Origin of the sequence: Cryobacterium algoricola, assembly GCF_004402485.1 — a bacterium.
GTDB classification, from domain to species: Bacteria; Actinomycetota; Actinomycetes; order Actinomycetales; family Microbacteriaceae; genus Cryobacterium; species Cryobacterium algoricola.
Genome location: NZ_SOFG01000019.1, coordinates 42,693 through 68,500, shown reverse-complemented (window position 1 = coordinate 68,500; position 25,808 = coordinate 42,693). Strand labels below are relative to the sequence as shown.

The 25,808-nt window shown below is 68.3% G+C and carries 19 protein-coding genes and 2 riboswitches; of the genes, 9 read left to right on the top strand and 10 right to left on the bottom strand.

What is annotated here, in order from left to right; all coding sequences use genetic code 11:
* Nucleotides 1-150: 150 nt before the first annotated feature.
* The 4 genes from E3O44_RS14740 to E3O44_RS14725 form a co-directional block, all read right to left on the bottom strand.
* On the bottom strand, nucleotides 151-1,902 hold the full coding sequence (locus E3O44_RS14740; RefSeq protein WP_134535539.1) for a dipeptide ABC transporter ATP-binding protein: 1,752 nt from the start codon (nucleotides 1,900-1,902) through the stop codon (nucleotides 151-153).
* On the bottom strand, nucleotides 1,899-2,846 hold the full coding sequence (locus E3O44_RS14735) for an ABC transporter permease (protein ID WP_134535538.1): 948 nt from the start codon (nucleotides 2,844-2,846) through the stop codon (nucleotides 1,899-1,901). Before E3O44_RS14735 ends, E3O44_RS14740 begins: the two co-directional genes overlap by 4 nt.
* Nucleotides 2,836-3,765, bottom strand: a complete 930-nt coding sequence (locus E3O44_RS14730; protein WP_134535537.1) for an ABC transporter permease — start codon at nucleotides 3,763-3,765, stop codon at nucleotides 2,836-2,838. Before E3O44_RS14730 ends, E3O44_RS14735 begins: the two co-directional genes overlap by 11 nt.
* A gap of 137 nt (nucleotides 3,766-3,902) precedes the next feature.
* On the bottom strand, nucleotides 3,903-5,513 hold the full coding sequence (locus E3O44_RS14725; RefSeq protein ID WP_134535536.1) for a peptide ABC transporter substrate-binding protein: 1,611 nt from the start codon (nucleotides 5,511-5,513) through the stop codon (nucleotides 3,903-3,905).
* A 237-nt stretch (nucleotides 5,514-5,750) separates the two neighbouring features.
* On the opposite strand from E3O44_RS14725, the gene E3O44_RS14720 reads away from it, so the two are divergent.
* Both E3O44_RS14720 and E3O44_RS14715 read left to right on the top strand, forming a co-directional pair.
* Nucleotides 5,751-6,146: a thiol-disulfide oxidoreductase DCC family protein gene (locus tag E3O44_RS14720; protein WP_134535535.1), complete on the top strand. Its 396-nt coding sequence runs from the start codon at nucleotides 5,751-5,753 to the stop codon at nucleotides 6,144-6,146.
* Between the two features lie 106 nt (nucleotides 6,147-6,252).
* Nucleotides 6,253-7,011, top strand: a complete 759-nt coding sequence (locus E3O44_RS14715; protein ID WP_134535534.1) for a CPBP family intramembrane glutamic endopeptidase — start codon at nucleotides 6,253-6,255, stop codon at nucleotides 7,009-7,011.
* Nucleotides 7,012-7,204: 193 nt separating this feature from the next.
* Here the strand turns inward: E3O44_RS14715 and gcvP are convergent, their stop codons facing one another.
* From gcvP to E3O44_RS14690, 5 genes are all read right to left on the bottom strand, one after another.
* Nucleotides 7,205-10,093, bottom strand: a complete 2,889-nt coding sequence (gcvP, locus tag E3O44_RS14710; protein ID WP_241976358.1) for an aminomethyl-transferring glycine dehydrogenase — start codon at nucleotides 10,091-10,093, stop codon at nucleotides 7,205-7,207.
* A 133-nt stretch (nucleotides 10,094-10,226) separates the two neighbouring features.
* On the bottom strand, nucleotides 10,227-10,598 hold the full coding sequence (gene gcvH, locus E3O44_RS14705) for a glycine cleavage system protein GcvH (RefSeq protein ID WP_134535532.1): 372 nt from the start codon (nucleotides 10,596-10,598) through the stop codon (nucleotides 10,227-10,229).
* Nucleotides 10,599-10,708: 110 nt separating this feature from the next.
* On the bottom strand, nucleotides 10,709-11,836 hold the full coding sequence (gene gcvT, locus E3O44_RS14700) for a glycine cleavage system aminomethyltransferase GcvT (RefSeq protein ID WP_134535531.1): 1,128 nt from the start codon (nucleotides 11,834-11,836) through the stop codon (nucleotides 10,709-10,711).
* A 65-nt stretch (nucleotides 11,837-11,901) separates the two neighbouring features.
* Nucleotides 11,902-12,003: riboswitch (glycine riboswitch) on the bottom strand.
* A 1-nt stretch (nucleotide 12,004) separates the two neighbouring features.
* Nucleotides 12,005-12,100: riboswitch (glycine riboswitch) on the bottom strand.
* A gap of 124 nt (nucleotides 12,101-12,224) precedes the next feature.
* Nucleotides 12,225-12,812 carry an LON peptidase substrate-binding domain-containing protein gene (locus E3O44_RS14695; protein WP_166792674.1) on the bottom strand — a complete coding sequence of 196 codons (588 nt, stop codon included), beginning with the start codon at nucleotides 12,810-12,812 and terminating at the stop codon, nucleotides 12,225-12,227.
* Nucleotides 12,813-13,006: 194 nt separating this feature from the next.
* Complete coding sequence (locus E3O44_RS14690; RefSeq protein WP_134535529.1) at nucleotides 13,007-14,671, bottom strand: ABC-F family ATP-binding cassette domain-containing protein; 1,665 nt, start codon at nucleotides 14,669-14,671, stop codon at nucleotides 13,007-13,009.
* Between the two features lie 92 nt (nucleotides 14,672-14,763).
* On the opposite strand from E3O44_RS14690, the gene E3O44_RS14685 reads away from it, so the two are divergent.
* Both E3O44_RS14685 and E3O44_RS14680 read left to right on the top strand, forming a co-directional pair.
* Nucleotides 14,764-15,114: a LysR family transcriptional regulator gene (locus E3O44_RS14685; RefSeq protein WP_134535528.1), complete on the top strand. Its 351-nt coding sequence runs from the start codon at nucleotides 14,764-14,766 to the stop codon at nucleotides 15,112-15,114.
* Nucleotides 15,115-15,226: 112 nt separating this feature from the next.
* The gene (locus E3O44_RS14680) at nucleotides 15,227-15,727 is read left to right on the top strand and encodes a DUF2231 domain-containing protein (RefSeq protein WP_134535527.1); all 501 of its coding nucleotides are present in this window, start codon (nucleotides 15,227-15,229) and stop codon (nucleotides 15,725-15,727) included.
* Between the two features lie 117 nt (nucleotides 15,728-15,844).
* Here E3O44_RS14680 and E3O44_RS14675 read toward each other — a convergent pair whose 3' ends face one another.
* Nucleotides 15,845-17,707 carry a sigma-54-dependent Fis family transcriptional regulator gene (locus E3O44_RS14675; RefSeq protein ID WP_134535526.1) on the bottom strand — a complete coding sequence of 621 codons (1,863 nt, stop codon included), beginning with the start codon at nucleotides 17,705-17,707 and terminating at the stop codon, nucleotides 15,845-15,847.
* 167 nt (nucleotides 17,708-17,874) lie between these two features.
* Here E3O44_RS14675 and E3O44_RS14670 point away from each other — a divergent pair, with 167 nt between their 5' ends.
* The 5 genes from E3O44_RS14670 (at nucleotide 17,875) to E3O44_RS14650 (ending at nucleotide 25,733) form a co-directional block, all read left to right on the top strand.
* Nucleotides 17,875-19,731: a hydantoinase/oxoprolinase family protein gene (locus E3O44_RS14670; protein WP_134535525.1), complete on the top strand. Its 1,857-nt coding sequence runs from the start codon at nucleotides 17,875-17,877 to the stop codon at nucleotides 19,729-19,731.
* A 68-nt stretch (nucleotides 19,732-19,799) separates the two neighbouring features.
* Nucleotides 19,800-20,258 carry an acetone carboxylase subunit gamma gene (locus tag E3O44_RS14665; protein WP_241976347.1) on the top strand — a complete coding sequence of 153 codons (459 nt, stop codon included), beginning with the start codon at nucleotides 19,800-19,802 and terminating at the stop codon, nucleotides 20,256-20,258.
* Between the two features lie 2 nt (nucleotides 20,259-20,260).
* Nucleotides 20,261-22,387 carry a hydantoinase/oxoprolinase family protein gene (locus E3O44_RS14660; protein ID WP_134535523.1) on the top strand — a complete coding sequence of 709 codons (2,127 nt, stop codon included), beginning with the start codon at nucleotides 20,261-20,263 and terminating at the stop codon, nucleotides 22,385-22,387.
* A gap of 43 nt (nucleotides 22,388-22,430) precedes the next feature.
* Nucleotides 22,431-24,764, top strand: coding sequence for a hydantoinase B/oxoprolinase family protein (locus E3O44_RS14655; RefSeq protein ID WP_134535522.1), 2,334 nt, complete (start codon nucleotides 22,431-22,433; stop codon nucleotides 24,762-24,764).
* 141 nt (nucleotides 24,765-24,905) lie between these two features.
* Nucleotides 24,906-25,733 carry a hypothetical protein gene (locus E3O44_RS14650; protein ID WP_198415939.1) on the top strand — a complete coding sequence of 276 codons (828 nt, stop codon included), beginning with the start codon at nucleotides 24,906-24,908 and terminating at the stop codon, nucleotides 25,731-25,733.
* Nucleotides 25,734-25,808 lie beyond the last annotated feature (75 nt).

Genomic DNA, 25,808 nt, shown 5'->3' with positions numbered 1-25,808 from the left:
CAACGGATAATCCTACCGCACTCTTCCTGCCGGGAGGCTGGGAGCCGTGTCGCGGCCGGTACCCGGTGATCCGGGCATCCGCTGGAACGCCGAAAAGGGGGCGGGGACCGAAGTCCCCGCCCCGCTGACTGACGATGAAGCCGGTGCTGTTTAGCGCCCGAACTCGAAGTTGCCGCCCGGGATCGCGGCGAGCAACTCCTGCGTGTACGACTGGCGGGGGTTGTCGAAGACCTCGTCCGTCGTCGCGGCCTCGACGATCCGGCCCTGCTGCATGACGCAGACGTTGTCCGCAACGAGGCGGACGACGGCGAGGTCGTGGGTGATGAACAGGTAGGTCAGGTCGAGTTCCGTCTGCAGCTCGGTCAGGAGGTTGAGCACCTGGCCCTGCACGAGCACGTCGAGGGCGGAGACCGCCTCGTCGAGCACGAGAACGTCCGGCTTGAGCGCGAGCGCCCGAGCGATCGCGATGCGCTGGCGCTGGCCGCCCGAGAGTTCACTCGGGTAGCGGTGCCGGGACGCCCACGGCAGCGAGACCTGGTCGAGGAGCTCCCGCACCCGGGCCTGACGTTCCTTGGCCGTTCCGACCTTGTGGGCGAGCAGCGGCTCGGCGATGGTGTTGCCGACGTTGTACTGCGGGTCGAGGGAGCCGTACGGGTCCTGGAAGACCGGCTGCACGCGGCGGCGGAACTTCAGCAGGTCCGCGCCCTTGAGCCCGGCGACGTCCTGGCCATCGAACTCGATCTGCCCGCTCGTGATGGACTCGAGCTGCAGGATGAGCTTGGCGACCGTGGACTTGCCGGAGCCGGACTCGCCGACGAGCGCGGTCGTCGTGCCCTTCTTGATGCCGAAGGACACGTCGTTGACCGCGAGCAGTTCGTTGTACTTGAAGCCCTTGGTGCGGATGCGGTACATCTTCGAGATGCCCTGGACCGAGATCAGGTCCTTGGCCGGTGCGGCCTGCTCCCGCTCGATCGCACGGTTCACCAGAACCTGGTCGTTCGCGCCCGCTGCGGAAACATCCGTGTCGACCGCGACGGAGTGCTTGGCCGACTGGATGCGCCGCGATGCGAGGCTCGGTGCAGCGGCGACAAGGCGCTGCGTGTACGGATGCTGCGGGTTGGCCAGGATCTCCTGCGAGGGACCGGACTCGACGACCTTGCCCTTGTACATCACGACGAGCTGTTCCGCGCGCTCGGCCGCGAGACCGAGGTCGTGCGTGATGAACAGCACCGAGGTGCCGTAGTCGCGCGTGAGCGTGGCGAGGTGGTCGAGGATCTGGCGCTGCACCGTGACGTCGAGCGCGGAGGTCGGCTCGTCGGCGATCAGCAGCTTCGGACGGGCCGAGAGGCCGATCCCGATCAGAACTCGCTGCCGCATGCCGCCGGAGAACTGGTGCGGGAACTGCTTGAGCCGGTCCTCAGCGTCGCTGAGGCCCGCCTCCTTGAGCACCTCGATGGTGCGCAGTTTCGCGGCCTTCCTGCTCATGGCGCCGCCGTTGGCCCGGATGGCCTCTTCGACCTGGAAGCCGATGTTCCAGACCGGGTTGAGGTTCGACATCGGGTCCTGCGGGACATAGCCGATCAGGCGCCCGCGGACATCCTGCATTTCCTTGGGCTTGAGGGTCGTGAGGTCGCGCCCCTCGAACAGGATCTGGCCGGCGGTGACCGTGCCGGTGTTGGCGAGCAGGTTGATGATCGCCTGCGCCGTCGTGGTCTTGCCCGACCCGGACTCGCCGACGATCGCGAGGGTCTGGCCGGGATACAGGGTGAGGTTGACGCCGCGCACGGCGGGAACGACACCGTGCTGGGTCTGGAAGCCGACCTCGAGATCGCGGATCTCGAGGAGCGGGGAATTCTCGTCCCGGACAGCGGTGCTCACGGGTTCGATCACGGTCTGGCTCATCGGCGTGCCCTCGATTCGGGGTCGAGTGCGTCGCGCACGGCGTCGCCGAGCATGAGGAAGGCGAGCACGGTCAGGGACAGGGCGATGGCGGGGTAGATCAGTACCTGGGGGTTCGTTCGGATCGACGACTGGGCCGAGTTGATGTCATTGCCCCAGGACATGATCTGCGGGGGCAGACCGATGCCGAGGAACGACAGCGTCGCCTCCGCGACGATGAACGTGCCGAGGGAGACCGTGGCGATCACGATCACGGGGGCGATCGCGTTGGGCACGACGTGGCGCACGAGGATGCGGAACTTCGAGACGCCGAGGGCGATCGACGCCGTGACGTAATCCGAGTTCCGGGCCGAGAGCACCGAACCGCGCATGATCCTGGCGATTTGCGGCCAGGCGAAGATCGAGAGCACCAGCGCGATCGTGACCGGCGTGCGCTCCGGGAGGACCGACATCAGCACGATTGCGCCGAGCACGGTCGGGACGGCGAAGAAGATGTCACCGATCCGGGAGACGATCGCGTCGAAGAAACCGCCGTAGTAGCCGGCGAGGGCTCCCACGACGAGGCCGAAGAGGGTGACGATCATGGTCGCGAGCAGGCCGACCGTGACGGATGCCTGGGTGCCGTGGATCATCCGCGAGTACACGTCACAGCCCTGCCGGGTGAAGCCGAGCAGGTGCCCTTCTTCCGGTCCCTTGTTGCTGTTGGCGAGCAGGCAATTCTGGTCCGGCGGCACCTGGGTGAAGATGCCGGGGAACAGGGCCACGATCACGATCAGCAGGATCAGCGCGGAGGCGATCCAGAAGCTGGGCTTGCCGCGCAGCGACTCCCAGGCATCCGCCCAGGTGCTGCGCGCCTTCTCGGTCTCGTCGAGGCGATCGATCGCGGCGATGGGGGTGTCTTCGAGCGCAGCGACGAAGTGCGGCTGCGTCTGACGATTACTTGGCATAACGAATCCTCGGGTCCAGGGCTGCGTACAGCAGGTCGACGAGCAGGTTCGCCAGCACGAAGATCACGACCATGACGGCGATGAACGACACCACGGTCGGTCCTTCGCCGAGTTTGATCGCCTTGTAGACGGTGCCACCCACACCGTTGATATTGAAGATGCCCTCTGTCACGATCGCGCCGACCATGAGCGAGCCGAGGTCGACGCCGAGGAATGTGACGACGGGGACGAGCGAGTTCCGCAACACGTGCACGGTGACGACCCGTCGGCGTGACAGGCCCTTCGCCGTGGCCGTGCGCACGAAGTCGGCGCCGAGGTTCTCAGAGACGCTCGCCCGGGTGAGCCGCACGATGTAGGCGAACGAGACGGATGCGAGCACGATGGCCGGCAGGATCAGTTCGGAGAGCGGGGCCTCACTGCTGACCGTCGTACGCGCCCAGCCGAGCTTGACCGCGAAGACGTACTGCAGGATGAACCCGATCACGAAGGTCGGCACGCTGATCAGCAGCAGGCTCACGACGAGGGCGCTCGCGTCGAAGAGCTTGCCCTTGCGGAGACCCGCGACGAGGCCGACGAGGATACCGGCGACGGACTCGAAGAACAGCGCGAGAAGCGCGAGCCGGGCGGTGATCGGGAAGGCGGCGGCCATCACGTCGGAAACGGCGCGACCGGAGTACGTGGTGCCGAGGTCCCCGTGGAAGAAGCCGCCGATGTAGATGAAGTACTGCACGATGAAGGGCTGGTCCAGGTGGTACTGGACACGGAGCTGTTCGATCACGCCTGGCGCGGGTTGCCGATCACCGAAGAGGGCAGCAATGGGATCTCCGGGGAGGGAGAAGACCATGAAGTAGATGAGGAAGGTAGCGCCGAAGAATACCGGGATCATCTGGAGCAGGCGTTTGCCGGTGTACCAGAGCATCAGGTTCCCGCACTGGAACGAACGGTCATGAGAATCGCAATCACTGGTCGAGTCTAGCGAGCGATGTCCGGGACTGAGTGCCCCGGACATCGCTTCGCATGAAACTGGGTTCTATTTTTTCGGGTTGAGCGGGGGAACTAGCCCTTGGTGATTTCGTTGTACAGCGGCACGGAATCCCAGCCGAAGACGACGTTCTGGACCTTGTCGGACCAGATACCGGTCACGTTGGAGTACCAGAGCGGGATGGACGGGAGGTCCTTGAGCAGGACCTCCTGTGCTGCCTGGTACTTCGCGGTGGCGTCGTCGACGGACTTGGCCGCTGCGCCTTCCTTGAGGAGGGTGTCGAACTCGGTGCTGGCGTACATCTCGTAGTTCGAGCCGGCACCGGTCTGGTACAACGGCGCGAGGAAGTTGTACATCGAGGGGTAGTCGCCCTGCCAGCCGGCACGGGTTCCGCCGGTCAGCGCCTTCGCCTTGCGGTCCGCCAGAGCGGCCTTGAAGGTCGCGTACGGCTTGCCGACTGCGTTGATGCCGAGGGTGTTCTTGATGCTGTTGGCAACGGCGTCTACCCAGCCGGCGTGTCCGCCGTCGGAGTTGTACGCGATGTCGAACGTGCCGGTGTACGGGGAGATCGCGTCAGCGGCCGCCCAGTCCTTGACGGCCTGTTCCTTGTTGAACTTGAGCACGTCGGCACCCTTGAGGGCGTCGGAGTAGCCCGCGATGACCGGGGAAGTGAAGTCGGTCGCCGGGGTACGGGTGCCCTGGAAGATGACGTCCGTGATTTCCTTGCGGTCGATGGCCATCGAGATGGCCGCGCGACGCAGCTTGCCCTCTTCGCCACTCCAGTGTTCGAGGTAGTACGGCATGTTGAATGCCTGGAAGATCGCGGCGGGCTGGTTCACGAAACGCTCGGGGAAGTCCGTCTGGTAGGTCGCGAACGCGGAGTCGGGGACGGCGTCGAGCACGTCGAGGTTTCCACCCTGGGCGTCGGCGTATGCCGAGTCGAGGGAGGAGTAGAAGACGATGCTCAGTCCGCCGTTGGCGGGGGTGCGCACGCCCTTGTAGTCGGGGTTCGTCTTGAGGTCGATCTTGACGTTGTGCTCCCACGCGCCGGTCTTGGCCAGCATGTACGGGCCGTTGCCGATCGGGTTCTCACCGAATGCTGCCATGTCGGTGAACGCGACGGACGGCAGCGGCATGAAGGCCGTGTAGCCGAGGCGCAGCGGCCAGTCGGCCTCCGGAGACGCGAGCGTCACGGTGAAGGTCGAATCGTCGACGACCTTGAGTCCGGTGAGCTCGGTGTCTGCGTCGTAGCTGAAGCCTTCGATGTCGTCGAAGAAGTACGACGCGCTCTGGGCGTTGCTGAACTTGGCGCCGTAGTTCCAGGCGTCGACGAACGACTTGGACGTGACGGCCTCGCCGTTGGTGAACTTCCAGCCGGTGTTGAGCGTGACGGTCCAGTGCTGTGCGTCGTCGGCGGAGATCGACTTGGCGACCTCGTTCTTGCCCTCGCCCTTGGCGTCGTAGGACACCAGTCCGGCGTAGATCGACGTCATGATCTTGCCGCCACCGGTTTCGGTGGTGTTCGTGGTGATCAACGGCTTCTGCGGTTCTGAACCGTTGGTCGAGATGATCGCAGCCGTATCACCCGTCTTCGCCGGTGTCGTCGAGCCGCTGGCGCAGCCGGAGAGCATGAGCGCTCCCGCTGTGGCCAGAGCGATGGGAATGCCCAGTCTCCTGATTTTCAATTTTCCTCCAGTGCGCAGGGAAACGCCGCGCGATTCGGGACCGCGAAGACGCCTCAGATACTTCTGACCCTAAGTATTCATTGAGCCAAAAGCACAATCGCGGATGGAATCGTTACCTCGACGAAACATCTTGCGCAAATTCGTTGCGCAAATAGGGAATCTTTCGCCGAAACTCGCGTGGCCGCGCGAAGAATGCGCGCAGCCACGCCGCCCTTTCATCGATGCGAGGATAGGGGTATGGATGCTGCTACCCGTGCGCGCGCGTCACTGCTGGTCTTCGACGGCGACTGTGCCTTCTGCACGACGGCCGTCGGGTGGATGAGTCGCCTGCTGCCTGTGATGCCGGACGCTTCGCCCTACCAGTGGACCGATCTCTCCGCCTACGGGCTCACCGAAACGGATGCCCACTCCCGGGTCTGGCTCGTCGACTCCGCTGGAACACGGTTCGGCGGTGCCGCCGCAGTGGCCGCCCTGCTCCGGCACCAGCCGGCTCCGGGCCTGCGGTTCCTCGGCTGGCTCGGCACCGTGCCACCGTGGTCGTGGGCCGCTGAGGCCGGCTACCGGGTGGTGGCCCGCAACCGGCACCGCCTGCCCGGCGGGACCCCGGCCTGCCGGATGAAGCCGGCCGAGTGACAGCGGGCGGCATGAACACCGGCGGCACGGGCGGGGCCATGAATTCTTCTGGCACGGATTCTACCGGCCTGGATTCTTCCGGCACGCTCCCCGAGGGAGCCGGGGCGTGAACCGGACGCGACTGGCCTGGGAAATCGTCATCGTCCTCGGTTTGTCGCTCGGGGCATCCGCCGTGTATTCGATCGTGTCGATCATCGCCCGCCTGACCGACACGACCCCGCTCGGTAACCAGTCGACGACCATCAACGGCTCGCAGTCGACCCGGGAATGGCTCGACTTCACCTACCAGTTCCTCGGCATCTTCTTCGAGCTCTTCGCCGTCGCCCTCGTGCTCTACCTGCTCTGGCGGCCCGGGTCGAGCAGTTTCCGCCGGCTCGGCTTCGACCTGACCCGGCCGGGGCGCGACGTCACGGCCGGTGTTGTGCTCGTCCTCGCCATCGGCATCCCCGGCCTCGGCCTCTATCTCGCCGGGCGGGCGCTCGGGATCACGGTCGCGGTCGTCGCCTCCCCCATCGACACGTTCTGGTGGACGATCCCGATCCTGCTGTTCTCCGCGGTTCGCGCCGCCTTGAGTGAGGAGCTCATCGTCGTCGGGTACCTCTTCATCCGGCTCAAGGAGCTCGGCTGGTCGACCTGGACGATCATCTCGGCATCCGCGCTGCTCCGCGGCAGCTACCACCTCTACCAGGGCATCGGACCGTTCATCGGCAACGCCGCCATGGGCGTCGTCTTCGGCTGGTGCTACACCCGCTGGGGCCGCACGGCGCCGCTCGTCGTGGCGCACACGATCCTCGACGTGGTCTCCTTCGTCGGCTACCCCCTAGCTGTCGCCTGGTGGCCAGCGCTCCTGGCCCCCGCCACCTGACCCGCGCGCTCCCCGCGCCCGCGCCCGTCCCGTCCCCGCGCCGGTCCCCGTCTCGCCTCGTCCGCAGAACCGCCGGTTTCCTTCCGCGAGAGTACACTTTTGGCCCTTAAACCGGGGGTTTAAGGGCCAAAAGTGCGCTCTCGCGGCCGGGCTGTGGCTGGGCTGCGGGCGCGTCAGGGCTCAGCGGATGCTGCTAGTCGGCGAAGGCCTCGGGGGGCGGGCAGGCGCAGACCAGGTTCCGGTCTCCAAAGGCGTTGTCGATGCGGCGGACCGGCGGCCAGTACTTGCCGCGGATCAGGCTGCGCAGCGGGTAGACGGCAGTGGCGCGGTCGTACGAGTGCTCCCACTCCCCCTCGATCACGGACTGCGCCGTGTGCGGCGCATTGTGCAGGGGGTTGTCGTCGGCCGGCCAGACTCCGGCCGCGACGGCATCCGCTTCGGCCTTGATCGCGATCATGGCCTCGATGAAGCGGTCGATCTCGCCGAGGTCCTCGCTCTCGGTCGGTTCGACCATGAGCGTGCCCGAGACCGGGAAGCTCATCGTCGGCGCGTGGAAGCCGTAGTCGACGAGTCGCTTGGCGACGTCGTCGACGGTCACGCCCGTCGCCGCGGTCAGCGGCCGCAGGTCGAGGATGCACTCGTGGGCGACGAGCCCGTTCTCCCCGGAGTAGAGCAGCGGGTAAGCGCCCTCGAGCCCCTTCGCGACGTAGTTCGCCGCGAGCACGGCGGCGCCGGTGGCCTGCTTGAGGCCGGCCGCACCCATCATGCGCACGTAGGCCCAGGAGATCGGCAGGATGCCCGGGCTCCCGTATGGTGCGGCCGAGACGGGGCCGCCGCCGTGCACGACGGTGCCGGCACTGCCGTCGGCGCCGCGCAGGTAGTGTTCCTCGTCCTGGGCGAGTGGATGCCCGGGCAGGAACGGTGCGAGGTGCGCCTTGGCCGCGACGGGGCCGACGCCGGGTCCGCCGCCGCCGTGCGGGATGCAGAACGTCTTGTGCAGGTTAAGGTGCGACACGTCGCCGCCGAAGTCGCCATACCGGGCGAAGCCGAGCAGGGCGTTGAGGTTGGCGCCGTCGACGTAGACCTGGCCGCCGGCCGCGTGCACGGCCTCGCAGATGGTGCCGACCTCGTGCTCGTAGACGCCGTGGGTCGAGGGGTACGTGATCATGAGCGCGGCGAGGGTGTCGGAGTGTTCGGCGATCTTCGCGCGCAGGTCGTCGAGGTCGACGTTGCCGAGCTCGTCGCAGGCCACGACGACGACCTTCATGCCGGCGAGCACGGCGGAGGCCGCGTTCGTGCCGTGCGCGCTCGACGGGATCAGGCAGACGGTGCGTTCGGCGTTTCCGTTGGCCAGGTGATAGCCGCGGATCGCGAGCAACCCGGACAGTTCGCCCTGGCTCCCGGCGTTCGGCTGGAGCGACACGGAGTCGTACCCCGTGACATCCGTCAGCCAGGTCTCGAGCTGCCGGATGAGTTCGAGGTACCCGTCGACGTCGTCGCGCGGCGCGAAGGGGTGGATGCCACTGAACTCGGGCCAGCTGACGGCCTCCATCTCGGTCGCCGCGTTGAGCTTCATGGTGCAGGATCCGAGCGGGATCATGCCGCGGTCGAGCGCGTAGTCGTAGTCCGCGAGGCGCTTGAGGTAGCGCATCATGCTCGTCTCGGAGCGGTGCGTATTGAAGACCGGGTGCTCGAGGTAGCTCGTCGTGCGGGCGAGCTCGTCGGGGAGCCCAGTGACGGATGTCTCGAGGTCGACGTGTCCGAACGCATCCGTGCCGCCGAACGCGCCGAGCACGGCGGTGAGGTCGCTCGGGGTGGTGGTCTCGTCGACACTGATGCCGATCGTGTCGCAGTCGACCTGGTAGAGATTGACGCCAGCGCCCGAGGCGCGGGCGACGATCTCGGCGGCCCGGGACGGCACCGAGACGCGCACGGTGTCGAAGAAGGTGGCATTCAGCACCGTCACGTCGGCGGCGCGGAGGGCGGCGACGAGCCTGCCCGCGTTCTCGTGCACCCCGCGGGCGATCTGGCGGAGCCCGTCCGGCCCGTGGTAGACGGCGTACATGCCCGCCATCACGGCGAGGAGCACCTGGGCGGTGCAGATGTTCGAGGTCGCCTTGTCCCGGCGGATGTGCTGCTCGCGCACCTGGAGCGACAGGCGGTAGGCGGGGTGGCCGGCGGCGTCGACGCTCACGCCGACGAGACGGCCGGGCATCTGGCGTTCGAGGCCCTTGCGCACGGCGAGGTAGCCGGCGTGCGGACCGCCGAAGCCCATCGGCACGCCGAAGCGCTGGCTCGTGCCGACGGCGACGTCGGCGCCGAGTTCACCGGGCGACATGATCAGGGTGAGCGCGAGCAGGTCGGCGGCGACGACGGCGAGGGCGCCCTGGGCGTGCGCGGCCTCGATGACGGCGGTGGGATTCCAGACCCGGCCGGTCGCGCCGGGGTATTGCACGAAGACTCCGAAGTAGTCGCCGAGCCCGGTGGAGGCCTCGGCGTCGACCTCGGTGGGTTCGGAGGGTTCGGCGTCGGCGCCGAGCGTGCCGAAGTCGGTTTCCACGAGTTCGATTCCGAGCGCGGCGGCCCGGTTCGCGAGCAGCGCCTTGGTCTGCGGGAGGGCATCCGCATCGACGAGGAACCGGTGCGACGGCGATTTGGAGCCGCGGCGGGCGAGGAGCATGCCCTCGACGACGGCGGTCGACTCGTCGAGCATCGACGCGTTCGCGGTGTGCAGGCCGGTCAGGTCGGCGATCATCGTCTGGAAGTTGATCAGCGCCTCGAGCCGACCCTGGGAGATCTCGGGCTGGTACGGGGTGTACGCCGTGTACCAGCTCGGGTTCTCGAGTACGTTGCGCTTGATCACGGCGGGCGTGATCGTGTCGTAGTAGCCGAGTCCGATCATCGAGCGCTGCACGGTGTTGCGGCCGGCGAGGGCGCGCAGTTCGGCGAGCGCCTCGCGCTCGCTCGCGGCGGGCGGAAGCAGGGTGTCCGACTCCGACCGGAACGCGTCGACGTGGATCGAGGCGGGAACGGCAGCGGCCACGAGGGCGTCGACGGAGTCGTAGCCGAGGCGGGCGAGCATCGTCGCCTGCGCCGCGGCATCCGTGCCGATGTGCCGTTCGGTGAACGGCCGTTCGGCGGCCTGGGACGCGGCCTGGGGGGTCAGAGTGGGGCTGAGGTGCTTGGTCATCTGGCGCTGCCTGCTTCCGGTGGGTCTACTCGCCGGTGAGGGCGGAGTATTCGGCGTGGGTGAGGAGGGGCGGCAGCTCGAGGAAGGTGACCTTGATCAGCCAGCCCTCTCCGAATGGGTCGCTGTTGACGAGCTCGGGGCTGTCGACGACGCCGTCGTTGGTGGCCGTGACCGTGCCTGTGACCGGCGCGAAGAGCTCGCCGACCGACTTGGTGGATTCGATCTCTCCGACGATCGAGCCGGCGATGACGCCCGTGCCGACGGCGGGCAGTTCGACGAAGACGACGTCACCGAGCTTCTCGGCCGCGTATGCCGTGATGCCGACGGTCGCGGTGTCGCCCTCGAGGAGCACCCACTCGTGTTCAGCGGTGTACTTGAGGGTGGTCTGGTCGGTCATGGGGTGTCCTTTCGGCGGAACAACGGGCAGTGCGTCTGGTGTGGGATGCCGGCGTGATTCGCCGGCGGGAGCGAGCTGGGCGGATGCCCGCGGGGTCAGGGCCTCAGGGATCAGGGCTTGCGGGAGTAGAACGGGAGCGCGGTCACGGTCGCCGGGATCCGCGTGCCGCGCACGTCGACGAAGACCTCGGTGCCGAGCCGGGCGATCGACGGCGAGACGTACGCCATCATGACCGGATGCCCCAGGGTCGGGGAGAGGGCGCCGCTCGTGATCATGCCCTCCGGGGTGTGCGCGTCAGCGGTGCGGTAGACGTCGTAGGAGGCGCGGCCGGCACGCTTGCCCGCGGACACGAGGCCGACGAGCACGGCGGACCCCGCCTGCGGACCCTCTTCACTCGCGGCGCGGCCGATGAAGTCGGTCTCCTTGGCGAGGTTGACGACCCGGCCGAGTCCGGCCTGGGCCGGGTAGGTCGCGACGCTCAGCTCGTGGCCGTAGAGCGGCATCCCGGCCTCGAGGCGCAGGGTGTCGCGGCTCGCGAGGCCGGCGGGCACGAGGCCGTGGCCCGCGCCGGCAACGGTGAGGGCGTTCCAGAGTGCGAGCGCCTCGGCGACGGGCACGTACAGTTCGAAGCCGTCCTCCCCGGTGTACCCGGTGCGGGCGATCAGCACGGGGACCTCGCCGAAGGTGCCCGTCATCGCCCGGTAGTAGCGCAGGGCGGCGAGGTCGTCCGTGGCCGTGAGACCGACGGTCGCCTGCAGGATGGCGAGGGAGTTCGGGCCCTGCACGGCGATGAGGGCGGTGTCGTCGCTCTCGTCGGTGACGGTCACGTCGAAGCGGGCCGCGCGCTTGGTGAGGGCCTCGAGCGCCGGGTAGTGGTTGCCGGCGTTGGCGATCACCAGGAACTCGGTCTCTCCGGTGCGGTAGACGACCACGTCGTCGACGATGCCGCCGGCCGCGTTGAGGATCAGGCTGTACTTCGCCTGGAAGAGGGCGATCGCGGAGAGCTTTCCGGCGAGGGCGTAGTCGAGGTAGGCCGCGGCATCCGCCCCGCTCACCCGGATCTCGGCCATGTGGGAGAGGTCGAACAGACCGGCCGCGGTGCGCACCGCGTGGTGCTCGGCGAGATCGCTCGAGTAGCGCACCGGCATCTGCCAGCCGGCGAAGTCGGTGAAGCTGGCTCCGGCATCGACGTGCGCCTGGTGCAGCGGGGAATACCGTTCGGTCAGTTCCGGGGTCATGAGTTCTCCAGGCAGGTCGGCCGCGGCCGAGCGAGATTCTCGGGGTCGAAAGACCCCGTGGGAACTCCCCCTCTGTCGTCAGGCCTGAGAGCTTCGCCGCGTCCTGGTCGGGACGTGACTTTCACCATGGGCGAGCCGCACTGTGCTGCGACTACTTTTCAGAGTGGCCAGTCCGATGCGGTACGAGTACCTGAGAGATTGTCGGGGAGGATTGCTCCTTCGGTGTCCGGCCGCCGAGGCGCCGGACTCTCCCGCATCGGCCATGTCGGCCCGGTATTCAGTTGGACGGCACACCCGTCAGGGCACAACCGCTTCGCGAGCAGCTTAGCAGCCGGAGTCCCCCAGCGACCGGCTCCGGCCTGCCCGACCGGCCTCGGTTGCGGGCCGGTCAGGCGCCGAAGGAGTCTGTGGCCGCCTCGGTGACCTCGATCACTCGGGTGAGCAGGGCCTCCATCGACTCCGACCGCAGCAGCTCGACCTGGTCGAGCGGTCCGACCGGTGCGATCGCCGCGAGTTGCCAGGCCGCGACGGCCGGGTCTCCGGAGAGTTCGACGTCGGGAGCCCAGGGCTGTTCGGTGAATTCGCTCGCGAGCGCGAGGGCCCGGCGCACGACCCGTTCGGCCCGTTCCCGCAGCGGGAACAGTTCGTCGTCCCACTCGAGTTCGGCGAGCTCGCGGACGCTCGCCTGCGGGTGCGGGTCGTCGTCGAGCCACTCGAGCACCTCGATGCGCCGCTCGCCCTGCGCTACGACGCCGACGAACCCCTCGGGGGCCTCGAGCTGCGTGATCCTGGCCACCGTCCCGATCCCGAACCGGTGCTCGCCGCCGCCGACCTCCTGGCCGCGCTCGATCAGCACCACGCCGAAGACCGCGGCGTCGGCGTCGAGCACCCGCGCCATCATGATCAGGTAGCGCTGCTCGAAGACGCGCAGGTGCAGCGGCATGTGCGGGAAGAGCACAGATCCCAGCGGAAACATCGGCAGAGTGGTCACCCGCCCACCCAACCACGCTCGCGCCCCCTCACCAACCCCCGCCCGCGCATCCGCTCGCCCACCCACCCGCGAGAGCGCGAAAAGTGCCCTTAAGCACCGGGTTTAAGGGCCACAAGTGCGCTCTCGCTGGCGTGCGGCGACGTGCGGGCGGGGCGGGCGGATGCGGGGAGCGCGGGCGGTCAGGACTCCGTGACGTGGCCCGCGGTGACCGACCAGTGCCGGTCCGTGTGGACCGTGGCGAGCATCCGCCGGTCGTGGGTGACCAGGAGCAGCGTGCCCTCGTAGCCCTCGAGGGCCTGCTCGAGCTGTTCGATCGCGGCGAGGTCGAGGTGGTTGGTCGGCTCGTCCAGCACGAGCAGGTTGACGCCGCGGGCCTGGAGCAGGGCGAGGGCCGCACGGGTGCGCTCCCCCGGCGACAGCTCACCGGCCGGCCGGGTGACGTGGTCCGCCTTGAGCCCGAACTTGGCGAGCAGGGTGCGCACCTCCGCGGTCGACAGGTCGGGCACGAGCTCCTCGAAGCCCTCGGCGAGCGGCCGGGGCCCGAGCAGCAGCGACCTGGCCTGGTCGATCTCGCCGATCCGCACGCTCGACCCGAGGCTCGCGGTGCCGCTGTCCGGAACGAGGCGCCCGAGAAGGGCGCCGAGCAGGGTCGTCTTGCCCGCCCCGTTCGGCCCGGTGATGCCGATCCGTTCCCCCGCGTTGACCTGGAGCGACACCGGCCCGAGAGTGAACCCGCCCCGGCTGAACACCGCCTCGTTGAGGGTCGCGACGACAGCTCCCGACCGCGGCGCCTCGCCGATCGTGAAGTCGAGCTGCCATTCCTTGCGCGGTTCCTCGACCTCGTCGAGGCGCTTGATCCGGCTCTCCATCTGCCGCACCTTCTGCGCCTGCTTCTCGCTCGATTCAGCGGATGCCTTCCGCCGGATCTTGTCGTTGTCCGGGGACTTCTTCATCGCGTTGCGGACGCCCTGGCTCGACCACTCCCGCTGCACGCGGGCCCGGCCCACGAGGTCGGCCTTCTTCTCTGCGAACTCCTCGTAGTGTTCGCGCTTGTGCCGCCGGTCGGTCTCGCGCTCCTCGAGGTAGGAATCGTAGCCGCCGCCGAAGACCCGGTTGGCGCCCTGGGCGAGGTCGAGTTCGAGCACGCGGGTGACGCAGCGGGCCAGGAACTCCCGGTCGTGGCTGACGAGCACCACCCCGCCCCGCAGCCCGTGCACGAAGGCCTCGAGCCGTTCGAGGCCGTCGAGGTCGAGGTCGTTGGTGGGTTCGTCGAGCAGCACGACGTCGAAGCGGCTGAGCAGCAGGGCGGCGAGGCCCACCCGGGCGGCCTGCCCGCCCGAGAGGGACGTCATCGCCGCGTCGGCCGCGAGGCTGAGGCCGAGGTCGGCGAGCTGGGCGGGCATCCGTTCGTCGAGGTCGGCGGCACCGCTCGCGAGCCAGCGGTCGAGGGCAGCGGAGTAGACGTCGCCGGGGTCACGGTCGTCGCCCCCGGACGCCCCAGCGGGCGCCTCGCCGGCGAGCAGGGCGGCGGCGGCATCGAGGTCACGGCTCGCGTCGGCGCAACCGGTACGCCGGGCGATGTAGTCCGCGATCGATTCGCCCGGCCTGCGGTCCGGTTCCTGCGGCAGCCAGCCGACGAACGCATCCGCCGGGGAGAGACTGACGGTGCCTGCCTGCGGGGCGAGCCGGCCGGAGAGCAGCCGGAGCAGCGTCGACTTGCCCGAACCGTTGACCCCGACCACCCCGACAACGTCGCCGGGCGCGACGGTGAGGTCGAGCGAATCGAAAAGGGTACGGTGCGCGTACCCGCCGGAGAGGCCCTTGGCCACGAGCGTTGCGGTCATTGCTCCATGTTCTCATTGCGCCTGTTCTCCCGGCACCGCGTAGCCTGTTACTGCCCCGTGACCGGCACGGTGGCAGTTCGAAGGGCTTTCTTGTGGACACCACCCTGCTCCGGCGTTTCGTCACGACCGCCGAAGCCACCAACTGGGGTGCCGCGGCGAAGACCCTCAACATGACCCGCGCCACCCTGCTGATCTCCATCCGCAAGCTCGAGGAGGAGGTGGGCGGCGAACTGTTCGTCACCGTCGACGACGTGCCCACCCTGACGAGCGCCGGACTCGAGCTGCTCGAGGTCGCGCGCCCCGTGGTGCGGAAGCCCACTGCGGCAGCCGCCCCGCAGAAGCCGGCGAAAGCAGGCGGCAAGGCCAAGGCCTCCAAGGGCCAGGGCCGGGCGCCCGCGGTCAAGGGAGCGCCGAAGCCCAAGGGACGCCGCCAGTCCCGCTGATCGACGGGACCCGCCCGGCCGATAGGCTGGCTTCGTCCACACTCGGGAAGGGCACGATCATCAGAGAACCACGGCACATCGACTCAGCGTCTATCCAGCGGATGGCTACGGCATGAACTGGGTGATCGCCGGGCTTCCCCTGCACCCCCTTCTCGTGCACGCGAGCGTGATCCTGATCCCCCTCGCCGCCCTCTGCACGATCCTGACCCTGGTCTGGCCGACGGCCAGGCGCCGGCTCGGCATCGTGACGCCGCTGCTCGCGTTCGTCGCGCTCGGGGCGACCATCCTGACCGTGGAGGCCGGTGAGGCCCTCGCCGAGGTGATCACGCCGACCGCACTGAGCGGAGCGCACGTCGCCATCGGCGGAAGCGTGCGGTTCTGGATCTTCGGACTCTTCCTCGTCGCGGCGGCCCAGTGGGTGTGGTTCCGCTATTTCGGGCCGGGACAGAAGTACGCCGCGCGGATTGCCACCCCCGCCATCCGCACCGTCCTGACCGTTGTCCTCGCGGTCGCGGTCGCCGTCAGCGCCGTCGGCTCCGTCGTCTCTGTCGTCATCGTCGGCGACACCGGAGCCCAGGCCGTGTGGGCACCGGTCATCGGCAGCACGAAGTAGCCCGGCAGCATCCGCCCACCCGACGCCTGAGAATCACCATTTCGACCGAGAGTCCCCGTTCCACCGGCGGCTTTCGGCACGAACGGGACAGGTCGGCACCGAGCGACCGGCCACAGCTCAGGCCGCAGTGATCCCGAAGCTCTTGAGCTTGCGGTAGAGCGAGGAGCGGGCGATCCCGAGCATCGCCGCTGTGCGCGCACGGTTGCCCTCCGCGTCGTGCAGGGCCGTCACGATCAGGTCGCGCTCCCCCGCTTCGAGAGTCGACAGCTGCCGCTGAGCCCCGCTGTGGCAGTACCCGGGCAGGTCCTCCGGCTGGATCTCGCCGACCGGGCGCTTGAGCCTGGCGAAAGCGAGCGCCTCTTCGAGCTGACGGATGTTCCGCGGCCAGTCATAGCGGGACAGGACCCGCATCGCCGCGGTGCTCACTCCCGGGCCGCGTTGCCCCGGCGAGCCGCGCAGGAGGTGCGTGACGAGCAGGGCGATGTCTTCGGTGCGGTGGCGGAGCGGCGCGACAGTGACAGCCTTCTCGAAATGAGAGAGGACGGCACGGAACGGCAGGTCGGAGTCGAGGTCTGCGTCCGAAACCGTCGCGGCGACGGATACGGGCCGTCCGCTCCCGGCGAGCGCGGCGAGGAACGAGTCGAACACCGCGACACCCTCGGCGTCGAGCCGGTTGATGTTCGAGACGATATAAAGCGTCCGTTCGGTGACCGCGGCACGAGCGGCTTCTTCGGCGTGGAGGTCTCCGAGGTCTTCGGCGGCGAATTCCCTCGTCCGGCCCCCAGCAACGACCCGTTCGAAGAGATCGGCGACGAGCGACCGTTTCCCGCAGCCCGATTCCCCGATGACGAGGAGCGGCTCCGCGGCGACGAGCGCCTCGGAGATGCCCGCGCAGGCACGCTTCCAGAGCAGGGACCTGCCGTCGCCGAACCGCGTCGGCTGTTCGGCGACGACCGGGGCCGCCGCCCTCATCTCCGCGCCCGTTTCCGGTCCCATGGCCGTTCCCGCTCCGGCCTGGAGTGCGGGCGCGAGAACCGGTGCCTGCGACATCGGAACGGCTGAGCCGGCCTCGACGAGACTGACCACGACGACGATTCCGGCGACGTCGGCCCCCACGACGACCCGGGTCCCGCGGAGGTGCACATGTCGCCCGGACGGGAGCTCGATCCGGTCGGCAGGCCCTCCCCGGCTCGTCATCAGGTAGCGGGCGTGCTCGTGGATGGCCCACTGCTCGCCGGGTTCGAACAGGCCCTGGGCCGCCGCATTGCCCATCACCATCGTCCCGCCGATCGCCATCACGGCGGCGTGGGTGCGGGCATCCACCCGGACGAACGCCTCGAACAGCGCCTGCTGGCACTGGCTGCGGTCCACGAGGAGATTCTGCTCGATCTCGTGCGCCGCTGAACGAACGAGCGAATGCATCAGCGGGCTGGCATATTCGCTCAGGCAGGTGATGTCGAGGACGCCTTCGACACGATTGGTCAGGGGATCCCGGATCGGGCTCCCCGCGCACGCGAAGGGCTGCAGCTGCTCGTGGAAGTGCTCCGGGCCGACGATGTACAGCGGCCGGCCGGACTCGAGCACGGTACCGATCCCGTTCGTGCCGACGGAATCCTCCGCATAGTTGAACCCGGGGGCCAGGGAGACGCCGTCAAGGAGCCTGCCGATCCCGCGGTCCCGCTCCGAGCGCCACAGGATGCGGGCCTTGTGGTCGGTGAGCACGATGCTGAGCGGCATCTCGGCCATCTCGTCGCCGAGCCGGGCGATGGCGGTCTCCGAGCAGCGCACCAGCCTGCCCGTCACGTCGAGGTCATTGTGATAGATCGCCTGGGCAGTGGATGCGTCCACTCCCGCCGAAAAGGACCGCAGCCAGGACGCCGCGACGATGTCGGGCACCGCCCGGGTTTCGGTGCGCCCGGAGCGCAGGAACGTGTCGCGAGCAAGCTTGATGGCGGAACGCCTGTCGGCAGACTCCTGCATATTCACTCCTTCGTGGATCGTACAAGCATGCGGCACGCGGACCGGAAGCGATAGGACACCCGCTGTCCCAATCTGGGACACGCTGCCCGGCGAGGGGTGCGGCACGCTGATTCCCGTGGCCCCCGACAGGGCCCGATCATTCACGACAGCTACGCAAAGGAGCGCTCATGGAACGATTGATCAACATAGACAACGGCGGCACCCTCACCGACATCGTCGTCGGCAGCGGCGCCGATTTCACATTCACCAAGACCCTCACCACCCCCGTCGACCTGTCCCAGTGCCTCTTCGATGCAATGTCCAAGGCGTCCGAACAACTGTTCGGACACGCGGACCTTGCCGGGCTCCTGCACTCGACCCGGCACATCCGCTACTCGTCGACGCAGGGCACCAACGCGCTCGTCGAACGCAAGGGCCCGCTGATCGGGCTCATCACCGACGATCCCTCGCTCGCGGACACCCTGCGCGGCCTCGAGGACCGGGGCGGACTCTTCGACGACCTCGTTGGGGTCCGTGTCGCGGTCGTCTCCCCTGACGGGACCCCGGAGGACCTCGCGGGCGCCCTCGTCGCCGAGATCAACCGCTTGACGACTGCCGGCGCCGAACGGCTCGTCATCGCAGCGGGGAGCGCAGACCGCGAGCAGCTCTACAAGCGCGCCATGCTGCGGAATTTCCCGCGCCACCTGCTCGGTTCCGTGCCGATCCTGTTCTCCCGGGACTTCGCCGCCGACACCTCTCGGACCCGCCAGATCTGGTCCGGCATCCTCAACTCGTTCCTGCACCCGACGGTCGAACGCTTCCTGTACAGCGCCGAGCACCGGCTGCGGGAGTACAAGGTGCGGAACCCGCTGCTGATCTACCGCAACGACGGCGCCTCCTCCCGGGTCGCCAAGTCGGTGGCCCTCAAGACGTACTCGTCAGGCCCGCGCGGCGGGCTGGAGGGAACCCGGGCCCTCGCCGAGGCCTACGGCCTCCCGCACGTGCTGATGATCGATGTCGGCGGCACGACGACCGACGTCGGCGAGGTCACCGATTCGCTCATCACCGTCGACCGGCGCGGGTCCATCCAGGGCGTCGCGATCTCCTACGAGATGAGCAACGTGCATTCCTTCGGCGTCGGCGGCAGCTCGGTCATCGCCGTCCGCGACGGCGCGATCACCATCGGGCCCGAAAGCGTCGGCGCGGCCCCCGGCCCGGCGTGCTTCGGTTTCGGCGGTACCCAGGCGACGATCACCGACGTCAACCTGCTGCTCGGCGTGCTCGACCCGGACACCTACCTGAACGGCGAGCTGGCGCTCGACGCCGAACGGTCCCGGTCCGTGATCACGCGCACGATCGCCGAACCCCTCGGTATCTCCCTCGAGGAGGCCCTGGTGCGGATGGAAGGGACCTATTCCGCCCGGCTCGCCGAGGCCTTCGCCCCGCTCGTCAGCCCGGACGGCGACACCACCCTCGCGGCCTTCGGCGGCGGCGGCCCGATGAACGCGTGCACCGCGGCCAGGACCGCCGGAGTAGGCCAGGTCCTCGTGCCGCGCCTCGCCGCGGTCTTCTCGGCGTACGGCATCAGCTTCTCCGACATCGCGCAGTCCTACGAGACCCCGGTCACGGGCTGCACGGTCGAGGAAATCGACGTCGCGCGGCGCACCATGACGGCGAACGCCTCCCGCGACATGTTCCAGGAGGGGCACGACCTGGCCGAGTGCGATCTGGAATGGTCGACCATCCACGAGGACGGCACCGAGATCCTGACGCTCACGGCGATCTTCCGCCTCCCGCACCCGCACCTCGAGGGCGGGGTCCCCGGGGCGACGAGCGCCGCCGTCCCCGCGGGGACCCGCCGGGTGCGCTCGTCGGCCACGCAGGTCGACAGCGTCGCCGTCTACCGGCTCGACGACCAGCAGCCCGGGGCGACCGCGCCGGGACCGGCCATCGTCGAGGGGCCCTTCTTCACCGCACGGGTGCCGCTCGGCTGGAACCTGACGGTCTCCACCGCAGGGGACCTCGTGCTGACCGACACCCTCTGATCCCGTTCACCCCCTCCGTTCTCACCCCGCACGTTTCTCCTGGAAGGACACATCGAATGCGCGTTCCCATGACGGAATATCTCTTCATCGACCTCGACACCGAACGGTGGATCTGCCGAATCTGCGCCCACGACTTCGGCGACGCCCGCGGCAATTACAAGGAAGGCACCCTGGTCTACGACAGGGACCCGCGGGAAATCCACCCGCCCGTGATCGACCCGGAGAAGTACGAGTTCACCTTCTCCCCCGACCCGGCATTCTGCCGGATCCTGGAGTTCTACTGCCCGACCTGCGGCACACAGATCGAGGCCGAATACCTGCCGCCGGGGCATCCGCCGACGGTCGACATGCTCTGGGACATCGACTCCCTCCGCGAGAAGTGGGAGGCCCACGGCGGCAACCCGGAAGAAGTCGTCAACTACGGCCCCGGCGAGAACGCCGTCACCGATCTGAGCGCCCGCTTCGATTCGGTGAGCCACGCACAACCCGGCCACGCCGGCCACACCCACCGCGAGGGAGCACACTGACCATGAAACGAATCTCCGTCGACATCGGCGGCACCTTCAGCGACTGCTTCTTCGTCTGGGACGACGTCTACATCGAGTCCAAGGCGCTGACCACCCACCACAACCTCGCCCTCGGCTTCAACGAGGCCCTCGACCGGGCCTGCGAACGCGCCGGCGTCAGCCGGGAGACAGCGCTCAAGGAAGTCGACTCCGTGCGCTACGCCACGACACTCGGCACCAACGCCTTGATCGAGGGCAAGGGCCCGCGGGTCGCCGCGCTCGTCACGCACGGCTTCGAAGACACCATCCCGCTGTCCAGGGGCCGCGGCTACGGCGAAGGACTGGACGGCGTCAAGCAGGGCGACATGCCGGACGCCCAGCGTCCTGACCCGCTCGTGCCGCGCCGCCTCATCCGCTCGGTCAAGGAACGCATCGACTCGGTGGGCGAGGTACTCGTGCCGCTGGGCTACGACGACGTGCGCGCACAGGTGCGCGAACTCGTCGACAACGGCGCGGAGGCCATCGTCGTCGCGCTCACCAACGCGACGGAGAACTCGGCACACGAGGACCGGATCCTGGAGATCATCCTCGAGGAATACCCCACCCACGAGCTCGGATCCATCCCCGTGCTCCTCAGCAGCCAGGTCTCCGGCCGCAAGGGCGAATACGTTCGCGCCATGGCCACGATCGTGGACGCCTTCCTGCACGAGACCATGTTCCACGCGCTCAACCAGCTCTCGAACAACCTGCGCGACTCCGGCTACCAGAAGCCCATGCTCGTCATCCACAATTCGGGCGGCATGGCGCAGCCCAATTCGACGGATGCGCTGCAGACGATCCACTCCGGACCCATCGCGGGCGTCGGCGCGGCCCAGCACCTCTCGGAATCCACCGGGCTCGGCGATGTCGTCTCGATGGACATGGGCGGAACGTCCTTCGATATCGGCCTCGTGCCGGAAGGAGGGGTGCGGCACTACGATTTCCAGCCGACCATCGGCCGGTGGATGGTCTCCGCCCCGATGATCCACCTCAACACCCTCGGTGCCGGCGGCGGTTCCATCGCCGCGTACAACCGCATCCACCACGCGATCCAGATCGGACCGGAGTCTGCGGGATCGGACCCGGGGCCGGCCTGTTACGACCGCGGTGGACTCCGACCGACGGTCACCGACGCGGATCTCGTGCTCGGCTACCTCGACCCGGAGAACTACGCCAACGGGCACATCACCCTCAACCGGAAACGCTCTCTGTACGTCATCAACGAAAATCTCTCGGACGAGCTCGACCTCGATGCCGTCGAGGTCGCGAAGGTGATCAAGCGCACGGTCGACGAGCAGATGGCGATCGGCATCGAGAAGGAGCTGCGCTCCCGCGGCGGCCTGATCGAGGACTACACGATGCTCGCGTACGGCGGGAACGGCCCGCTGCACGCGTGCGGCATCGCGGCGAGCGCCGGCATCAGCCGGATCCTGTTCCCCCCGTTCGCCTCGGTGTTCTCTGCCCTCGGCGCCGGCAACATGCGGCCGCTGCACATCCACGAACGCAGCGCGTACGTCGTGCTGTACGAGCCTCTCAAACGGAGCCTCTACAACAAGTACGAGGCGATGAACGGGTACATCGAGGAACTCGAGGCCAAGGGCGCCGACGATCTCGTACGGCAGGGCTACGACCGTGCCGACGTGCGCTACCGCCTCGAAATGGACATGCGCTACGGCAACCAGCTCGTCACGACCGCCGTCGCATTCGACATCAACCGGGTCGACGGAGTCGCGGACGTGCTGCACCTGATCAAGACCTTCTCGGAGATCTTCGGCGAGCGCTACGGCGAGGGAACCCAGGCGCCGGAGGCGGGCATCCGCGTGCAGACGATCCGGGTGGCCTCGTATATCGAGGGCGAGGTGATCGAGTTCGAATCGATCCACACGGGCGGGGAAAAGGAGAAGCCGACCCCGGTCTCGCATCGGCCGGTGCACTTCACGAGCATCGACGGGGCCGTCGACACCCCCGTCTACGACGCCGACGCCCTCGCGCACCACTTCGTCATCCACGGGCCGGCCATCGTCACGACCGAGAACACCACCTACCTCGTCGAACCCGGGTGGCGACTCGAACCGACCAGGCAGGGCGCCGTCTGGCTGCTCAGCGACTGACCGAACCGTCCCCCAAGCACTCACGCACGCAAAGGAGCCTGCAATGACACTGACACACAACCAGTCCGCGCCCACCAGCGGCAACACCGACGACGCCCAGCTGCTCACCGACCAGGAACAGCAGTGGGTCGACGCGTTCATGGACGAGACCACGCTCTTCCTCGGGCCCGACCCGGCCATCATGCGCCACCACGAGATCATGCCCCGCTCGGCATACGAGGAGGAGTGCATCGCCCAGGGCATCGACCCGCTCGAGATCGACCGAATCCGCAAGCGCCTCGCCGGGGCGCTCGACGAGGCGTTCGAAATGTGCGAGAGCATGGGCGCTGCGCCGGGCGCCAAGTGGGCCGACCTCTCTTGCGCGGTCTACACCGCGGAAGGCGACGTCACCTACCTGTCCAACCGGGGCGTGATCGCCTTCTCCGCCGTGCTGCACCACCCGATCCGATACATCATGAAGAACTGGAAGGACGAGCCCACCGTCGGCATCAACGAGGGTGACGGGTTCTTCCACAACGATTCCCGCTTCGGCATGGTGCACAACACCGACCAGTCGATGCTCGTCCCCGTGATCCGGGGCGGGATCATCATCGCCTGGGTCGGCGCGACCATCCACGAGGGCGAGAACGGCGCCTGCGAACCGGGCGGCATGCCCTCCGGCTCCGAGACCCCCTTCGACGACGGCCTCCGGGCCTCCCCGATCAAGATCGTCGAGAAGGGACACCTGCGCCGCGACCTGCTGACCTTCCTGCAGCACTCCACGAGGGACCCGAAGCTCATGCTCGCCGACATCAAGGTCAAGATGGGCGCGGTACGCCGCATCATGGACACCGTCGACCGGCTGATCGACGAGGTGGGCCAGGAGACCTTCGTCGCCTCGCTGCGGGTCACCGTCGAGGACGTCGAGATCGAGGTGCGCCGCCGGATCGGCGAGCTCCCGGACGGGACCGTCACGTTCAACCAGTTCGTCGATTCGACGCTCAAGGAGAACATCCTGATCAAGTTCGCCTGCAAGATCACGATCAGGGGCGAGCGGATGATCGTCGACCTCACCGGGACCGGGCCGGAGATCCTGAACCGGGCGATCAACTCCCCGCTGGCGTCGACGAAGTCCTTCATGGCCCAGGCGATCCTGTCGTACTGGTGGCCTGACCTGCCGCGCAGTACCGGGGCGCTATCGCCGATCGAGGTCACCACCGAGGAGCACAGCTGGGCGGACGCGGGCTACGACGCCCCGGTCGGGCAGTCGCTGCAGGCCTCCTTCCGGGGCTTCTCCGCCCTGCAGACGGCGTTCGCGAAGATGCAGTTCTCTTCGCCACAGAAGTACTCGAATGTCGTCGCGCCCTGGTTCAACCAGATCAACGACTTCCTCTGGGGCGGCACCACGCAGAACGGTGAGCAGGTCGGCAACCTGTGCGCCGACCTCAACGGGATGGGTGGAGGGGCGAAGGCATTCCGCGACGGCGAGGACGCCGTGGCGCCGCTGTTCTGCGCAATGGCCGACATCGGCGAGCAGGAGGTCATGGAGGAGGAGGTCCCGTTCCTGCAGCTGGTCAGCAAGCGACTCGTCCGGGACAACCAGGGCTTCGGCAAGTTCCGCGGCGGCATGGGCTACGAGATGATCGTCGCCTCGCGCGGCACGCCGAGCTGGGGATTCATGACGGTGACGTCCGGGTCGAAGTTCTCCTCCGTGCCCGGGATGTTCGGCGGCTATGGCTGCCCGGTCTACCCGCTCGCGATCGTGAAGGGCATCAACATCTACGACATCATCCAGGACGACCCCTCGCAGTTCGACCTGTCGATGGAACGGGTGATGAACGAGCAGCCCTTCGCCGGCGGCGACTACCAGTCCGCGCACATGGGACTCCAGTTCGACGTCGCCAAGGAGGGCGAGCTGTACATGATCGCCCAGGGTGCGGGCGGCGGCTACGGCGACGTGCTCGAACGCGACCCCGAACTCGTCGTGACCGACCTCGAACTGGACAGGATCTCGGCCCAGGTCGCGACCGACGTGTACGGAGTCGTCTGGGAGCCGGGCACCTACGTCGTACACGCCGCGGAGACGGCGGCACTGCGTGCGGGGATGCGTCAGGCCCGGATTGAACGCGGCACACCGTACAAGGAGTTCGTGGCCGCCTTCGTGCAGGACGAACCGCCGAAGGACCTGCTCTACTTCGGTTCCTGGGGCCAGGACAACGACGAGGAACTCATCGCGACGCACTGGGGCGGCCTCGAGCCGGAACGGGTCTCCGGCAAGCTCGCCGAGCTGCCGCTCATCATGGTGCCTGACCGGCGCGTCCTGAAGATCGCCCGCCTCGAGGAGCGGGTCCGGGAGCTCGAGCAGAAGTACGGCGAGACCGTCGTGCACAAGTCCTGACCAGCCCGCCACCCCACCACCCGCACCGCCCCGGCACCGCGCGCCCGCCGCCGCGCCCTCGACTCCGGTCGACGGCCCGGCGGCGGGTGCGCGGCATCCGCCCGGGTATCGCGCCCCCTCACTCACCCCCAAGGAGACCCCGTGACCACGTCCCTGTCCACTCCCTTCGCCACCCTGATCGGCCGACCGCCGTCCGGACGGACCCGGGCCGTCCTCGTCGACAGCCTCGACTACGCCCGGTCGGTGTTCCTGCAGGGGAAGCCGGTGCCCTGGGACGAGCCGACGAAGTATGCCAATGTCGCCCGCCAGGCCCAGGCCGTGCTTCCCGCCGATGTCGCACTTCTCCCGCTCGACCGTCTTTACGCCCACCGCGTCGACGACGACACACAGCTGGCGGAGGCCATGCGGGCGAAGTCGCGCACCGGCTACGCGCTCCGCACCCTGCTCACCCACCCGGGGACGACACGTGCCGTGATCGAGTTCGCGACGGTCTTCGCCAGGACCCAGCGCGAACCTCTGGTCTTGCAGATTCCATCTCCCCTGCGATGGCTCGCCAGCACCCACCCTGCCTCGGCGACGACGGCGGCAGCGGACCTCGACGCCGACGACGCCGAGAACGCATCCATGTACGTTGCGGACTGGCTCCGGGGGTTCGCCGCCCTGCCGGTCGCCGCTGTCCTCCTCGATGACCGTGACCTCCCCGGCTCCCCGCCCCCGCAGCGGGTCGACCTCCCGGTCTACTCCCCGGTGGCGAACGTCACCGACCACTACGGCTGGAGCCTGGGCCTGCGGCGCGCGGCCGGCATCGAGGTCGGGACCGGCACCGCCACCATCACAGGAACCGTGGTCCCACCCGCCTTCTGGCTGTCGGGCGATGGCGCCCTGCCCGACGGCGATTTCCTGCTCGCCGAGATCCCGCAGGACGCCGTCCCGGAGGACGTCATAGCCCGCTTTCACGCCCTCGGGTGACGGCGGACCATGAGGCGCGGCTTCCCTTGACCGCGATCCATCGGGGGTGTATTACGGATGCCGTGAGGGCTCGGA